This window comes from Pseudomonas sp. BIC9C, from assembly GCF_034541995.1.
In the GTDB taxonomy this organism is placed as follows: Bacteria; Pseudomonadota; Gammaproteobacteria; order Pseudomonadales; family Pseudomonadaceae; genus Aquipseudomonas; species Aquipseudomonas fluorescens_CC.
This window is the reverse complement of sequence record NZ_JAWDGM010000001.1, coordinates 933,053-947,700: the sequence shown is the minus strand read 5'-3', so window position 1 is coordinate 947,700 and position 14,648 is coordinate 933,053. Positions and strand designations below refer to the sequence as shown.

Below are 14,648 nucleotides of genomic sequence, written 5' to 3'. Positions count from 1 at the left end.
CCCACACTGGACCTGTGTCGCTCATTAATCCCCTGTGGGAGCGAGCCTGCTCGCGAAGGCGGCCCTGAGGTCAGGACAATCTTCCAGAGCGTTCGCATTTCGCGAACGCCCGTTGCCAACTGAAGGTTGGATTCCCGAGGCTCCGGTCCTCTAGCCTTGGCTCATATTCCAAGAACAAGAGGTACCCCGCGATGACTGCCCCCTTGAGTGCGATCAAAGTGATCGAGATCGGCACGCTGATCGCCGCGCCGTTTGCGGCGCGCATGCTGGCCGAGTTCGGCGCCGAGGTGATCAAGATCGAAGCCATGGGCCAGGGTGATCCCCTGCGCAAATGGCGCAAGCTGCACGAAGGCACCTCGTTGTGGTGGTACCTGCAATCACGCAACAAGAAGTCCCTGGCGCTGAACCTCAAATCCCCTGAAGGCATCGAACTGGTCAAGCAACTGGCGACCAGCGCCGATGTGCTGATCGAGAACCTGCGCCCCGGCGCCCTTGAAAAGCTCGGCCTCGGTTGGGACGTGTTGCACGCGCTCAACCCCAACCTGACGCTGGTGCGGATTTCCGGATACGGCCAGACCGGCCCGTACCGCGATCGTCCGGGTTTCGGTGCCATAGGCGAAGCCATGGGCGGGATCCGCTACACCACCGGCACGCCCGGTTCGCCGCCGGCGCGGGTCGGTGTGAGCCTTGGCGATTCCCTGGCTTCGCTGCATGCGGTGATCGGCGCGCTGATGTCGCTGCTAAGGGTCAAGACCGGGCAGGGCGGCGGGCAAATCGTTGATGTGTCCCTGGCCGAAAGCGTGTTCAACGTGATGGAAAGCCTGGTGCCGGAATACGACATGCTTGGCCATGTGCGTGAACGCAGCGGTGGTGCCTTGCCGGGGATTGCGCCGTCCAACACGTACCTGACAGCCGACGGCGCCTACGTGGTGATTGCCGGCAACAGCGACCCGATCTACCGGCGCCTGATGCAAACCATCGGCCGCGCCGATCTGGCCGAAGCGCCGGAGTTCGCCCACAACGACGGGCGTGCAGCCAAAAGCAATCTGCTCGACGCCGCCATCACCCACTGGACCAGCAGCCTGCCCATCGACGAGGTGTTGGCCGCGCTGGAAGCTGCCGAAGTCCCGGCCGGACGCATCTATTCGGTGGCCGACATCGTCGCCGACCCGCACTATCAGGCGCGGGACATGCTGCTCGATGCCGAGCTGCCCGGTGGTGCCACGGTGAAGATGCCGGGCATCGTGCCGAAACTTTCCGAGACACCCGGCGGCGTGAACTGGTCTGGCCCGGGCTGGGCCAGCACACTGACGGCATCCTCACGCAATTGGGCCTGACCGCAACAGACATCGAACGCCTGAAAGTCGAAGGAGTGGTGCAATGATCACCGATTGTTCCGACCACCTGATCGTGCAGGAAGTGTCCCCGCGCGACGGTTTGCAAATCGAGCCGACCTGGGTTGAAACCCACGACAAGATCGCCTTGATCGACCAACTGTCGCAGGCCGGATTCAGCCGTATCGAAGCCGGTTCGTTCGTGTCGCCCAAGGCCATTCCGGCACTGCGCGATGGCGAACTGGTGTTCAAGGGCATCAACCGGCAACCGGGGGTGATCTACGTCGCGTTGATCCCCAACCTCAAGGGCGCACAACGGGCTCTGGCGTGCAGGGCCGATGAGCTGAACCTGGTAATGTCCGCCAGCCAGACCCATAACCTGGCGAACATGCGCATGCGTTGCGAAGATTCATTGGCGGCGTTCGGTGAGATTGTGCACTTCGTTGGCGACAGCCCTGTGCGACTCAACGCCAGCATCGCCACCACCTTCGGCTGCCCCTTCGAAGGCGAGATCGACGAGGGCCGCGTACTGCAAATCGTCGAAGCCTATCAGGAGCTCGGCATCCAGGGCATTACCCTGGCCGACACGACGGGCATGGCCAATCCGCGCCAGGTCGACCGGCTGGTGCGCCGGGTGCTGCAAAGGGTCTCCTCATCAGACCTGACCCTTCACTTTCACAACACCCGCGGCCTTGGCCTGTGCAACGTGCTGGCCGCTTACGAGGCCGGTGCCCGGCGCTTCGATGCGGCCCTCGGCGGCCTCGGCGGCTGCCCGTTCGCACCGGGAGCATCGGGAAACATCTGCACCGAGGATCTGGTGAACCTGTGCGATGAAGTCGGCATTCATACCGGTATCGATTTGCCGCTGCTGCTGAAACTGTCCCGAGGACTGCCGGCGCTGCTCGGCCACGAAGTACCCGGTCAACTGGCCAAGGCCGGGCGCAATTGCGACCTGCACCCCGTGCCTTCCTGAGCAAACTGCCCTCCTGTAGGAGCGAGCATGCTCGCGATGGACGTCAACGATAACTCTGGATGCCAGATACCCCGCGGCGATCTCAGGTTCGTCGCGAGCGAGCTCGCTCCTACAGTGAAATCGAACATTTACCAGACAACAAAAACAATCGGACACCCACGGGAAGTCCGCCTGGAGAACCGCAATGAGCCTCAATGCACTGGAGGCGGGTGTGAGCCCGTCCGTTAGCCACGACACCGAAAAAGCCCTGGTCAGCAAAGTCGCCTGGTGTCTGATGCCGCTGATCATGGTCTGCTACCTGTTCGCGTTTTTCGACCGCATCAACATCAGCTTCGCCAAGTTTCAGCTGCAGGCCGGCCTGAGCCTGAGCGACACCGCCTACGGCCTCGGCGCCGGGTTGTTCGTGGTCGGCTATGTGATCTTCGAAGTGCCGAGCAACATGATGCTGTACAAGGTCGGCGCCCGGCGCTGGATCGCCCGGATCATGATGTCCTGGGGCCTGGCCACGGCAGCCATGGTGTTCGTCAACAGCGAATGGCAGTTCTATGTGCTGCGCTTCGTGATCGGCGCGATGGAGGCGGGTTTCGCCCCGGGCGTGCTGTATTACCTGACCCTGTGGTTCCCGCAGCACTATCGCGGGCGCATCACCTCGATGCTCTTCCTGTCGTCGGCGTTCGCCGGCCTGGTAGGCGCGCCCTTCTCCGGCCTTGTGCTGCAACACCTCGACGGTGTGTTGCAAATGCGCGGCTGGCACTGGCTGTTCCTGCTCGGTGGCGTGCCGTGCATCGGCCTCGGTTTGCTGGTGTTAACCCTGCTCAAGGACCGTATCGAAGACGCCCATTGGCTGACGCCTTCGGAGAAGACCCTGCTGGCCAGCCGCATCGCTCAGCATGAGCCGCACAAAAGCGGCGGTTCGCTGCTCGCCGCCCTGCGGATCCCGGGTTTCCTGACACTGGGGCTGATCTATTTCCTGATTCAGGTGGCGTCCTACGGCTTGAATTTCTGGGCGCCGCAACTGATCCGCAGCGCCGGCACCGAAAGTCCGGTGATGATCGGCTTGCTGACGGCCATTCCGTACATCTGCGGCGCCATCAGCATGGTGGTGATCGGACGCCTGTCCGATGCTTCCGGCGAGCGGCGCAAGTACGTCGCCGGTCTGGTGGCGGTCGGTGCGGTCGGGTTCTTCTGTGCGGGGATCTTCGCCAGCCACACGACCTTCCTGACTGTCGCGTTGGGCCTGCTCGGTGCCGGGATCATCGCCTCCATCCCGAGCTTCTGGACCCTGCCGCCGAAACTGTTGGCCGGAGCTGGTGCGGGGCTGCCGGCGGGATCGCGGTGATCAACACTCTGGGCCAGTTCGGTGGCATTGTCAGCCCGGTGATGGTCGGCCGGATCAAGGACCTGACCGGCAGTACCACGCCGGCGCTGTATGTCATTGGTGTTTGCGCACTGATTGCCGTGGCGCTGTTGCTGTGGGGGTTGCCGCAGAAGTTGCGGACGTTGGACAAGGTTTGATAGCTGCGGTGTCAGATACATCGCTTTCGCGGGCAAGCCCGCTCCCACAGGGTACGCGGCGGACACAAAAGTTATGGCCGACGCGGTCACTGTGGGAGCGGGCTTGCCCGCGATGACTGACTGAAAAGCGCCATCGCACTTTCAGTTGCCCCCCTCAACCCGCCGTCGCCAAACCTTTGGCCGGTGCATCAAAAAACTGAATCAACACCACCCCGGCCATCAGCAGCACCACCCCAAACACCTTGGGCAAGCTGATTGGCCGCTCCACCAACCCAAACCAGCCGAAGTGATCCAGTAACAACGACGCCACCACTTGCCCCGCCAGCGCCAATGCCATGAACCCTGCGGCACCGAGTTTGGGCAGCAGCACCAACGCCAACGAAATAAAGCACACCCCAAAAGCGCCACCTGCCCACATCCAGAGTGGCGCCTGGCTGATGAATGCCAGAGACGGCAACGGTAAACGCATCGCAACGATGATCGGCAACAGCACCACAACGCTCACCAGCAACGAGGCGAGCGTCGCCCACAGCGGATGACCCAAGCCGCGTCCGAGGTTGACGTTGATTGCGCTCTGAAACGGCACCACCGCCCCGGCGAAGGCGGCCAGCAGCAACCAACCGGCCCAATGCAACGTACTCATGATCGATCTCCAACAGGTTTTGCTGGACTCTAGGGTATTCGTCGCGCAGATTTAAATTCCGTTTTGTTATCCAGAACATGCAGCAAATGAATGATCTTCGACGTATCGACCTCAACTTGCTGGTGATCCTCGACGCTTTGCTCAGCGAGCAACACGTGACCCGGGCGGCCGAGCGTCTTCACTTGAGCCAGCCAGCGGTCAGTCATGCGCTGGCGCGATTGCGTGACCTGCTCGGCGACCCGCTGCTGGTGCGCGCAGGGGCCGGCCTTGTAGCGACGCCGCGAGCGCTGGAACTGGTGGCACCGCTGGCCGAAGCCCTGGCCCAGGTGCAAGCGCTGCTGGCGCCCAATGCCTTCGATCCCAAGACCACCCAGCGTACTTTCCGCTTGGCGATGTCCGACTATGGCGCCGCCATTGTCCTGCCGGGACTGATCCGTACGTTGCGCCACGAAGCGCCGGGCATCGACCTGCAAATCAGCCATGGCAGCCGCGAAAGCGTGCTCGAAGGGGTACTCAACGGTGACATTGATATCGCCGCGGGTGTGTTCCCGGAAATGCCCAACGAATTGCGCAGCACGCCGCTGTTCGAAGAGCAGTACGCCTGCCTGGTGGACCGCAACAGCCTGCCCGCCGATGGTGTCCTCGACCTGCCCACCTACCTGGCACGGCCTCACGTTCTGCTGGAGATGCGCGGCAGCGGCACCCCGGAAATCGAGCGTGCATTGACTGCATTGCGCGAACGTCGTCGTGTAGCAGTCAGCCTGCCGCACTGGCGCGTCGCCCCGGAATTCATCAGTGGAACCGACCTGATTCTCACGGTCGCGTCGCGAGGCTTGCGCGATATCGATGAGCAATCACTGATTGTCGTCCCACCGCCGTTTCACATCCCGTCGTTCACCTTCGTACTGGTCTGGCACAAGCGCCGGGGCGGGGATCAGGCGTTGAACTGGTTGAATCGGAGGATTGGGGAGGGGATCGAATGCTAGAGACTCTTCCAAATGGCCTTTACCAATTGGAAGGTGGCAGGCGACGCGTATGAAAAATTCGTAGTACCTGAAGCCGACCTTGGCGAACACGGTAGGGAATCAGATAGGGGCGATCAGACATGACCCATTCCCGAGTACCGGGTAAGCGTCCTTCACGACCCGTCGCTGGAAATCGGGCAAGGTGATCGACACTGGCGAGAATTGCCTGGACAAAATCTGCTGCAGCTTTTGGATTTTCGATGGCGATGTACGCGGCTTCGTCATCCAGATTCTTTAACGCCGTACGCAACCACTCAACGCGCATTCGCCGTCCACTTGTCAGCAATGGCGTTCACTTCTTCTTGTGTCGCGAAGTCACCTTCATCGGCTTCTTTCAAGGCTTTCTGAATTTCCTCGATTTGCCACGCTTCACGGGCCAGGTATTCACGCAACGCATCCACGGCCAGAAATGATTTGCTGCGGCCCGTTGCTTTAGAAAGATTCGCGAGGGTATCGGCGATTTCGTCTGGTATGCGCAGGGACATAACTGACATGGTGGTCTCGATGTAGTGGTTTGTAATACAACATACTACACCGTCATTGGTGGGGTTGGACCAGCCCGTTCGTCCGTCGAGATGTTTCAGTCGACAGGCAATGACCTGATATAGACTGGCCACCATTCACCAAGCCGTTCAAAAGGACTCCCCATGACCCCATCGTTGCTAATGGCCGTGCTTGCCTCGGGTTTTATCTACGGCATCACCCCGGGGCCGGGTGTGCTGGCGGTGTTCGGCATTGGCGCGGCCCATGGGCGACGGGCCGGGGCAGGGTTTCTGTGCGGGCATTTGCTCGGTGATGTGGTCTGGTGCAGCACGGCGCTGATCGCGATTGTCGGTGCGCGGGAGATCGGCAGTACGGCGTTCGACGTGCTCGGTGTGCTCAGCGGCCTGTACCTGTTCTGGCTCGGCTGGCGTGCGGTGCGTGCCCGGCGCAGCAGCGGTGATGCGCCACAGGGTGCGGCGCGGCAGCCGTTCTGGCACGGCATCCTGTTTGGCCTGACCAATCCCAAGGCCTATCCGGTGGCGGTGGCGACGTTCACGGCGCTGTTGTCGAGCCGCGCGGAACTGCTCCACTGGTCAATGCTGCCGACACTGATCGGCCTGAGCTTCGTCGGCGGGTTGCTCGCCTACGCTATTCTCATTGGCATCGTCGGTGCACGGCGAGTGCGCACCTTGTACCAGCGTCATGAACTGGCAATCACCCGATTGTGCGGGGTAATGTTCATCGGTTTCGCCATCAATGCGCTGGTCCATGCGTTGCCGGGGCTGATGCCGGACAAGGCTTGAATATAATCACAGGGATGCAAGGCTGACGGGGCAGGGATGATTGAAGAGCGCTGCATTATCGGGGCACCCACGCTGAATCATGGAAAACCGAAATTCCGCGCCGCTGGCGAGCTATATCGATCTGTTGCTGGACGCCGTCTGTGCGGTGGATAAACAGGGCCGCTTCGTCTTTGTCAGTGCGGCGTGCGAGCGCATATTCGGCTACAGCGCCGATGAGATGATCGGCCAGCCGATGATCGATTTGGTGCACCCGGCCGATCGCCAGCGCACCCTCGACGCCGCCCGGGAAATCATGGGCGGTGAGCCCAAGCTCAACTTCGAAAACCGCTACCTGCGCAAGGATGGCCGCGTGGTGCACATCCTCTGGTCGGCACGCTGGTCCGAGGTCGACCAGTTGCGCATCGCGGTGGCTCGCGACATCACCGAACGCAAGCAGGCCGAATCCCGGCAGGCCGCGTTGTATGCAATTTCCGAGGCGGCCCATGCGGCAGAGGATCTGCTGGCGTTGTTCAAACGCATCCACTTGATCATTGGTGAATGGCTGCCGGCACTGAATTTTTCCGTGGCGCTGTACGACGAGCACTGCGCACAACTGAATTTCCCTTATCACGTCGATGACCACGAGCCACAGCCCGAACAACCCGGAACCATGACCGGGCGCCTGTGCACCGAAGTGATCCGCACGGGGCAGCCGATCCTGCTGACTCCAGACCAGTGCACACCGCCTGCCGGATTCGAAGTGCTGGTGACCGGGCAGAACGGCCCCTGTTGGCTGGGTGTGCCGCTGAACTCGCAAAATGGCACCATCGGCGCGTTGATCGTCAAAAGCATTCCGGGCGGCGAACGCTACACCGAGCAAGACATGGAACTGTTGCAATACGTCTGCGCCCAGATCGCGACCGCCATCGAGCGCAAGCAATTGCACGCCCGCCTGCAACACATGGCCCAGTACGACCAACTGACCCAGTTACCCAACCGTGAGCTGCTTCGTGACCGGCTCAAGGCGTCACTGCGATTGGCCCGTGAAGACGGCGGGTACATGGCGCTGTTGTACGTCGACCTCGACCGCTTCAAGCAAGTCAATGACACCCATGGCCACGCGGTTGGCGACATGCTGCTGCAGGCGGTGGCCAACCGGCTCAAGGGCTGCGTGCGGGAAACCGACACCGTGGCCCGCATTGGCGGCGATGAGTTCGTGGTGCTGCTGCACAGCATTCACGCCTCGGAAGACACCGATATCGTGGTCGCAAAAATCCGTCAGGTGCTGGCCCAGCCCCTGCGTCTGGACGGGCATAACCTGAGCATCCAGCCGAGTATCGGCGTCGCCCGATACCCCGATCACGGCACCGAAGAGAAGCAGTTGTTCCGGCATGCCGACGAGGCGATGTATTGCGCCAAACGCGAGCACCACCTGCGAATGGTCTGACAGCCGGGCACCGTTCGTCGTGGTATCCACGCAATTTTCTAAACCTTTTGCGACGCGCAAATTCAGATTCTATGCGGGCGCAGGCTCGCCGCGATCATCACCAAGAGGAAGAGAATCATGCCTGACTCAAGAAACTCGAACTCGGGAAACTTCACCAACGACCGAACGAAGGCCTCTGAAGCGGGTCGCAAGGGTGGGAAAACCACCACCACGACCGTCGATAAAGACCCGGCGAAACCCGACATGGGCCGCAAGGGCGGTCAGAAATCCCGCTAAAGGATGCTGGTGGTTTTGATTGAGAGGCGGGGCGAAAGCTCCCGTTTGAATTGGAAAAAGGAGGGCGCGACCATGAACCGCATGGCCACCCGATTATGCAATGCCAGTTTTGCCATGTTACTGGGCCTGTTAGCCAGCAGCGCTTTTGCCCAGTCCCCCGCTGAATTCATCGACGAGGCCTCGGCAAAAGGTATCGCCGATATTGAAGCGAGTCGCCTGGCGCACCAGAAATCCGAGTCCAAAGAGATCAAGGACTACACCATCGTCGTCATCGACGACCGCACCACTGCGAACCAGCACTTGGCGAAAATCGCCAGGCAACTGGATTTGCCGGTGGCCCCGCGCGAAGAAATTGTCGAAAAGGCCAAAGCCCTGATGCCACAAGTCATGGAGGGGGCGACCTTCGATGAGGCCTATACAGCCAGCCAGGTGAAGACCACGCAGGAAGCCATCGATCAGTTGCAGCAGCAAGCGCAGACCACCGACGTGCCTCAAATCAAGGCATTCGCCGAAGAAACCCTGCCAAAATTGCAAAATCATCTGCAAATGGCCAAGGCGTTGCAGGCGAGGAGTTGAGCGGAAGATTTGAACACAAACGGCGCGGGGCTTCGGTCACGCGCCGTTTTTCTTTGAAGAACCTGAAGTTCAGACATAGGTGGCGAGATGAAAATTCGGCTGGGGTTGCAACCCAATGAAGCATGGCGGTGGGCAAGATCTTAATTTTTGGTGGGAATCTTCCTTTGTACCGGTTTGTGTCTAGTATCAATGGCAGTCAATTTGCCAGCATGTGTTCACACGGATCGAAACCGGAAAAGAGGCTACTCATGGAATTCTTCGAAAAGTTAGCAAGTCTCGCTGCCAAAGTTCGTTTGCAGAGCGCTGCCATTCAAACGGAAGAAGCGACCAAGAATGCTTTTGTCATGCCCTTTATCAGCACGGTACTGGGCTACGATGTTTTCGATCCAACGGAAGTGACACCTGAATTCGTTTGCGATATTGGAACGAAAAAGGGGAGAAAATTGACTACGCAATCATGAAGGCTGGCGAGGTTCAGATCCTAATCGAGTGCAAAAAAATTGGTGAGCCACTGCACATCAATCATGCCTCCCAGCTGTTCCGCTATTTCCATGTCACCAGCGCTCGAATCTCCATTCTCACCAATGGCCAGGTCTATAAGTTTTTCACTGACTTGGATGCGCCAAACAAAATGGACGAGAAACCGTTTCTTGAGCTCGACCTGCTGGATATCGACGAGTATTCCGTCCCCGAATTGGTGAAGCTCACCAAGTCTGCATTCGATGTGGAATCGATCATCAGTGCTGCAGGTGAGTTGAAGTACGTCAGCCAAATCAAAAAGGTCATTGCTTCTCAAGTCAGCAAGCCGGACGACGATTTTGTGAAAGTCTTTGCTTCACGTGTTTACGATGGAGTGATAACTCAAAAGGTCCGCGAGCAGTTCCATGAGCTCACGAAAAAGGCCGTGGTGCAGTTTCTCAATGACCAAATCAATGACCGGCTAAAGTCGGCTATGAGTGGCGCCATCCAGCCTGCACTGGCCTCTTTACCGGTCGCTACGGGTGACACGGAACAACCCGATGTTCGAGATGAGTCAGGGGACAAGGTTCTGACGACATTGGAAGAACTGGAGGGCTATCACATCGTCCGAGCCGTAGTTCGATCGGTTGTTGATGCCAAACGGATTGTTCAGCGTGACACACAGAGTTACTTCGGCATCCTGCTCGACGACAACAACCGCAAGCCGATCTGCCGACTGCACTTCAACCGATCGCAGAAATACATCGGCATATTTGACGAAGAGAAGAACGAAACCCGGCATGCAATCAATTCCGTCGATGACATTTACGAGTACTCGGATCATTTGAAGAAGACTGTCGGGTATTACGATTAAAGATGTTTTTCCTGTGATGAAAAAAACCGGCCAGTAGAGCCAATAGGGCCGGTTTTTTCTGAAGCACTCACCAACGTTTTCCACCAAAGGTGGAATAGAGCTGAATCCACCAGTCGATGTATCGTAGCGATCCGGTTGCTGGCCTCGGCCAGAACGACACACCGACAGGAGAACGCAATGAGTTGGTCCGCCAAGCAGTACGTCGCTTTTGAAGATGAGCGCACCCGTCCCGCCCGTGACCTGCTGGCGGCCATCCACGCCGGGGACGTGCATTCGGCCATCGATATCGGTTGCGGCCCCGGTAACTCCACCGAGTTGCTGGTCGAGCGTTTTGCCAACGCCACGGTGCGCGGACTGGACAGTTCGACCGACATGATCGAGGCCGCGCGCAAACGCCTGCCGAATGTGCAGTTCGATGTTGCCGACATCGACACCTGGAACGACAGCGGCCCGTTCGACGTGATTTTCGCCAATGCGGTGTTGCAGTGGGTGCCCGATCACGCAGCGTTGCTGCCGTCATTGGTGAATAAGTTGGCACCGGGTGGCAGCCTGGCGATCCAGATGCCCGACAACCTCTATGAACCTTCACACCGACTGATGCGCGATGTGGCCGCGGACGGTCCATGGGTGGGCAAACTGGCAGGCGCTGCCGGGCAGCGCACGGAGATGGACAGTGCCAGCGGTTACTACTCGATACTGAAAGCCTGCTGCACCCGCGTCGATGTGTGGCGCACCACCTACCATCATCCCCTCGCGGGCGGTGCGTCTGGTGTGGTGGAGTGGTTCAAGGGCAGCGGTTTGCGGCCGTTCCTCGATCCGCTGGACGAGGCGGAGCGGGCGCAGTATCTGAAGCAGTATCAGGCGGCTATCGAGCGGGCGTATCCGGCCTTGTCCGATGGTTCGGTGCTGTTGCCGTTCCCGCGACTGTTTATCGTCGCGACCCGTTGATGCAAAAAGGGGCAGCGTGATTTGTCCCTTTTTTATCCACGCTGAACGCCGACCAGCATCATCATTGGCCGCTCCCGTTCTTCCGCCAGTGCCGGGTTGGCGAACCGGAGTGGAAGCCGGCAGATCCGAAGATCCCCTGCGCACAGCTGCCAGAAAACACAACTCTACAGATGCAAAAATGCCTGCAAGCAAGCCAGTGCGCTTTTGTATTCCACTTCAGGTCGCCAAACCCTAAACGCCATTTTGGGTGCGCTCGGACCATAGGCCTCGTGGCAAAAGCACAGCAATGCGCAAGTGAACGGACATTTCCCAGTGTCGTGCAGGACGCTGCTTTTTCTAGCCTTGATCTCCTTTTGGCTCCTAAAAGTGAGGGCCTTAACGCTAGCGTTGGCAGGCGCATCACCAGATCCCCCGCACAAAAAAACCGGTCACTTGGACTAATGCCAGTCAGTTAAGCTGACTGGCATTTTTATTTTTGATCGGATACTTCGGGGATTTCAGCCTGATAGCTCGCGGATAAACCCGCTCTTCCCGGCGATGCGGCAGTACATAGTGCGGGGCCGAGGCATGCAATTCGGCGAGGTATTTGGGGATGTTCCCTGAGCGATCCGCAGAAACGCCATTGATAAAACCCAGGATCGCCCAAGTACACGCGGTGAAGCTTAGCTCGCACGGATGGATGCCCGGACAATGGCGGCTCATTTCCACCATCTGATAACGCAACAGGTTGTAGCCCAGCAACACGCCCCACAACTCTTGCTCGATCATCTCGGGCGTCTTGCTACGCAACGTGTAGCTGCTGTTGAGCAGTGTCTGTTTCATTTCCCTGAATCCTAATTCGATTTCCCAGCGATGGCTGTATAGGTCGACGATTTCATCGGATGGGAAACGCAGCGGATCGACCATCGACGTCAAAATCTGACAGACCTTGCCCTTTACGGTCTTGCTTAGGAGCCTTGCGGTTAGGCGCTCTGGCAAGCCTGGCCACTGCTTGCGGGCCTGCGGCGAAGTGCTGAGCGAGACCACCGCATCCTGACGCCCCAAGCGCTGAATCACTTCGTACTGCGCACCTTTACGCAGCGGCATCAGCCAATGCCGCTCAGTGCCGGCCTGCTGCCATTGGTGCAGCAACCCCAAGGAGTAGAAACCGCGATCAAACAGCGTCAGCGAGTGATCTGGCGTGGTGTCGATCAGTTGCTCTGCCAGTTTCATTTCGTTACTGCGATAGCCATCAAAAGCACTGCCGATCAGCAAATGGCTGGTCAACTCCATTTGGCAAACCATGCGCACCTGAGGAAAACCGGTATCGCCATGCTGGTTGCTGGCGGAGTCGTAACGCGCACGGTTTTCGGGTGTATCGGGCGTTCGCCAGACGACACCGTCGACCCCCAGTAAACGCAATCCGGCCCAGGTCGGATGGCCGGCCGCTTCATGCCAGCTTTTCTGCGTCAGATCGAAGACTTGTCGTACGGCCTCGCTACCCAATCGTTGACGGGCCTGGACTACGGCGCTGGGTGCGACCAGTGGGCGTTGCCCGGGCAGCATGATGTTCATGCGACTGACCACATCCCACGCCGACATGCGCCGGAAAAACGCCATGGAGATGACGCACCAGAGCATCATTTCCAAGGGCAGACGCCGCTTGCGAAGGGTGGCTACGCCGGCCTGTTCCAACGCTTGCTCGACCAGAGAGGGATCAAGCAACGAGTCCAATCCCTCAATGGAATTGGGAGTCGAGACGAAGTTGTGGGTTAGTTCCAGTGCCCGAGCCAGACGCATAAAAAAATCCGATGCCTATTCAGGCATCGGATTTTGATTTCTTGCGGCCAAAGGTCAAGCGACGAGGCTTAACTGATCGGCATTAGTCACTTGGACCGGTTTTCCACTTTCTCTGCATCTCCCGTCAAACAACCTGTTCTGAGGTTGGAGTTGGGGGGAGGTGTACGCTATCAGGCAACACCTGCTAGCAAACTTTCGTAAGGAATCCGCAACCCGTCATGCAAGCGCTTGATCATCGATAGACTCAATTTACGCTTGCGATTCAGTACTTCGGACACGCGTCCGCTCGTGCCAATGAAGGGTTCCAGATCGCGAGGGGTCAGGCCCTGCTGGTCCATGCGAAATTTAATTGCCTCAATGGGATCGGAGGGAGGCATCGGGTAATGCTCGTCTTCGTACTTTTCGATGAGCAGCGCCAGAATATCCAGCTCATCGCCCTCAGGCGAGCCGATTTCAGCCCCCCACAACTGCTCAACACGAGCAAATGCAGCGGTCAGGTCTTCCTGGCTGCGAATAGGTTTAATGTTCATCACACGGTCTCCGCGTTGATCTGATCGTACTGGGCGTGGGTGCCAACGAATCGTATGAAACCGAGCTGGCGCTGATAATCGATTGCCAGAATCACCCGGTACTTGTTGCCACCGATGTTGAATACAACCCTGCCACCCTTGAGGATGCTGGCCGTTCTCAGCTCCGCTTTGACCTCTTGCGGCGTGCCATACACGGCTTTTTCCATGTGCCGATACCATTCAACCAGTGGTGTTTCGGAGTCAGCATAAGCCGGGCTACTTTCCCAGAACTCCCGCAATGTCCCTTTTGCAATCACACGCACTGTGCGTCCTCCCGTTTTGGGAGATGTTAGTCTGAGTATTGGAGAGTTGCAATCTCTGATGTCGTGGAGGAAATCTTTTATCGGGACGAGAAAGCGTTAACAAAACCTGGATCTTGCGCGGAAACGCTAATTTTCAGGGTTTGGAGACACTGACCCAAATCCCGCCCACAAAAAAACCGGTCACTTGGACCGGTTTTTTCTGTCTCTGCATCCCCCGTCAAAACCATCCTGACGTGAGACTGAATTCGATTGGAGCGGGTGAAGGGAATCGAACCCCTAATCGGGGGGTAGCCACTCAAAATGTGTGTAGGTGTGTATGTCTACTACAAACGTTTGTCCCTTCTAGGACTGGGCGTGAGAGACGCACTCTTCCAAGTACTACCAATCCGCACCCAGGTGCGTATTGGTTCCGAGGTAGTGCCTCCTTGCATTTCCGAAAGAAGGTAGTAGTGAGTTTTCGAGCAAAATCTACAAAAAATCTATACATATCAATGTGTTGGCATGATTTCGGTAAAGTCCATTATTTTGGTAACTCATGGACAGGTAAGGACTTTTAACAGCAATTACTGCTACCGCTTGAAGAGAATTTTTGGCGAGTTGAGGTAGGAAACCAAGAGGTGGCAGCTGAAAAATAGAGAACTCTCCTACAGCTAATATCCTCACTACTGACAAGCAATCGACGGACAATCTTGAGGCTGCATT

Annotated in this window: 13 protein-coding genes and 3 pseudogenes; 10 read left to right on the top strand and 6 right to left on the bottom strand. The window is 58.2% G+C overall.

Translation table 11 applies throughout. The features are described 5' to 3' along the window. Positions 1-191 precede the first annotated feature (191 nt). The 3 genes and pseudogenes from RS887_RS04485 to RS887_RS04475 all read left to right on the top strand — a co-directional run bounded on the left by RS887_RS04485 (position 192) and on the right by RS887_RS04475 (position 3,822). A pseudogene (locus RS887_RS04485) lies at positions 192-1,384 on the top strand (CaiB/BaiF CoA transferase family protein). Continuing rightward, entirely contained in the window at positions 1,381-2,307 is a 927-nt protein-coding gene (locus RS887_RS04480) for a hydroxymethylglutaryl-CoA lyase (protein WP_322614531.1), read from the top strand. The pseudogene RS887_RS04485 and the gene RS887_RS04480 overlap by 4 nt, the downstream one beginning before the upstream one ends. 184 nt (positions 2,308-2,491) lie before the next feature. Next, positions 2,492-3,822, top strand: a pseudogene (locus RS887_RS04475) (MFS transporter). Between the two features lie 154 nt (positions 3,823-3,976). Here RS887_RS04475 and RS887_RS04470 read toward each other — a convergent pair. Continuing rightward, positions 3,977-4,465, bottom strand: coding sequence for a DMT family transporter (locus RS887_RS04470; protein WP_322614530.1), 489 nt, complete (start codon positions 4,463-4,465; stop codon positions 3,977-3,979). 77 nt (positions 4,466-4,542) lie between these two features. Between RS887_RS04470 and RS887_RS04465 the strand changes: the two genes are divergently transcribed. Then, positions 4,543-5,451, top strand: coding sequence for a LysR family transcriptional regulator (locus RS887_RS04465; RefSeq protein WP_322614529.1), 909 nt, complete (start codon positions 4,543-4,545; stop codon positions 5,449-5,451). A gap of 19 nt (positions 5,452-5,470) precedes the next feature. Here RS887_RS04465 and RS887_RS04460 read toward each other — a convergent pair whose 3' ends face one another. Further along, on the bottom strand, positions 5,471-5,755 hold the full coding sequence (locus tag RS887_RS04460; protein WP_322614528.1) for a type II toxin-antitoxin system RelE/ParE family toxin: 285 nt from the start codon (positions 5,753-5,755) through the stop codon (positions 5,471-5,473). After that, the gene (locus tag RS887_RS04455; RefSeq protein ID WP_322615256.1) at positions 5,745-5,984 is read right to left on the bottom strand and encodes a CopG family ribbon-helix-helix protein; all 240 of its coding nucleotides are present in this window, start codon (positions 5,982-5,984) and stop codon (positions 5,745-5,747) included. The genes RS887_RS04460 and RS887_RS04455 overlap by 11 nt, the downstream gene beginning before the upstream one ends. A 153-nt stretch (positions 5,985-6,137) precedes the next feature. Between RS887_RS04455 and RS887_RS04450 the strand changes: the two genes are divergently transcribed. The 6 genes and pseudogenes from RS887_RS04450 (at position 6,138) to tam (ending at position 11,335) form a co-directional block, all read left to right on the top strand. Then, positions 6,138-6,776 carry a LysE family translocator gene (locus RS887_RS04450; protein ID WP_322614527.1) on the top strand — a complete coding sequence of 213 codons (639 nt, stop codon included), beginning with the start codon at positions 6,138-6,140 and terminating at the stop codon, positions 6,774-6,776. A gap of 79 nt (positions 6,777-6,855) precedes the next feature. After that, the gene (locus RS887_RS04445) at positions 6,856-8,202 is read left to right on the top strand and encodes a diguanylate cyclase domain-containing protein (protein WP_322614526.1); all 1,347 of its coding nucleotides are present in this window, start codon (positions 6,856-6,858) and stop codon (positions 8,200-8,202) included. Between the two features lie 117 nt (positions 8,203-8,319). Then, a complete protein-coding gene (locus RS887_RS04440; protein ID WP_322614525.1) occupies positions 8,320-8,478 on the top strand; it encodes a KGG domain-containing protein in 159 nt (52 codons plus the stop codon). A 72-nt stretch (positions 8,479-8,550) separates the two neighbouring features. Then, positions 8,551-9,054 carry a DUF4142 domain-containing protein gene (locus RS887_RS04435; RefSeq protein WP_322614524.1) on the top strand — a complete coding sequence of 168 codons (504 nt, stop codon included), beginning with the start codon at positions 8,551-8,553 and terminating at the stop codon, positions 9,052-9,054. Between the two features lie 248 nt (positions 9,055-9,302). Further along, positions 9,303-10,387 (top strand): annotated as a pseudogene (locus tag RS887_RS04430) (type I restriction endonuclease). A gap of 177 nt (positions 10,388-10,564) precedes the next feature. Then, entirely contained in the window at positions 10,565-11,335 is a 771-nt protein-coding gene (tam, locus tag RS887_RS04425; RefSeq protein ID WP_322614523.1) for a trans-aconitate 2-methyltransferase, read from the top strand. Between the two features lie 447 nt (positions 11,336-11,782). Here the strand turns inward: tam and RS887_RS04420 are convergent, their stop codons facing one another. The 3 genes from RS887_RS04420 to RS887_RS04410 all read right to left on the bottom strand — a co-directional run bounded on the left by RS887_RS04420 (position 11,783) and on the right by RS887_RS04410 (position 13,946). Then, positions 11,783-13,114 (bottom strand): IS4 family transposase, encoded by a 1,332-nt coding sequence (locus RS887_RS04420; RefSeq protein WP_322614248.1) that lies wholly within the window; start codon positions 13,112-13,114, stop codon positions 11,783-11,785. Between the two features lie 170 nt (positions 13,115-13,284). Beyond that, complete coding sequence (locus RS887_RS04415) at positions 13,285-13,644, bottom strand: transcriptional regulator (protein ID WP_322614522.1); 360 nt, start codon at positions 13,642-13,644, stop codon at positions 13,285-13,287. After that, a complete protein-coding gene (locus RS887_RS04410) occupies positions 13,644-13,946 on the bottom strand; it encodes a type II toxin-antitoxin system HigB family toxin (protein ID WP_322614521.1) in 303 nt (100 codons plus the stop codon). Before RS887_RS04410 ends, RS887_RS04415 begins: the two co-directional genes overlap by 1 nt. Between the last annotated feature and the right edge of the window lie 702 nt (positions 13,947-14,648).